This window comes from Kitasatospora sp. NPDC056138 (assembly GCF_042264695.1).
Classification (GTDB): Bacteria; Actinomycetota; Actinomycetes; order Streptomycetales; family Streptomycetaceae; genus Kitasatospora.
Genome location: NZ_JBHJVK010000026.1, coordinates 102,589 through 103,090, shown reverse-complemented (window position 1 = coordinate 103,090; position 502 = coordinate 102,589). Strand labels below are relative to the sequence as shown.

The window sequence follows — 502 nt, the reverse complement described above, 5'->3', positions numbered from 1 at the left end:
GCGGTGGCCTCGGGCACGTTGAGGCGGACGCCCCTGGCGCGCCGGGCACGGGCCAGTTCGGCCGCTGTGAAGATCAGCAGCCGGTCCCGTTCGGTCGGTGTCAATCGCATGATGCCTCGTCTGGGAGAGGGCGTCCGGTGAAGGCGAGGACGCTCGAAGGACCGGTCTGCCGCTCGTCGGCAAGGTCGCACGCACCCACGGCCGGCATGGTCACGGTGGGTGGGGCGTGCTCGCCGAGGCGGCCCCGGCACGGTCAGCGCCGTCGGCGCGGTGCAGCGGATTCGCGGACAGCGTGGTGCCGCGGACAGTGCGCTGTCGCGGTGTCCCGGTGCAGAGTCGCTGTCGCGGTGTCGCGGTGTCGCCGACGGCGAACCGGGGGGGCGGGGGGGCGCACCCCCGCCGCCGCCCCCCCCGGGACGGGGTGGACAACCCACCACCCGCCCCCCCCCCCGACACCCCCCCCCCCCCGCGCCCCCCCCGCGACCGGGGTGCCGTCGTGGTT

1 protein-coding gene is annotated in these 502 nt (G+C 76.9%); it reads right to left on the bottom strand.

Going from position 1 to position 502, the window contains the following annotated elements; genetic code table 11:
* The coding region (locus ACFC1R_RS18395; protein WP_375939734.1) for an urease subunit gamma at positions 1-110 on the bottom strand (110 nt) is incomplete at its 3' end.
* Positions 111-502: the final 392 nt, after the last annotated feature.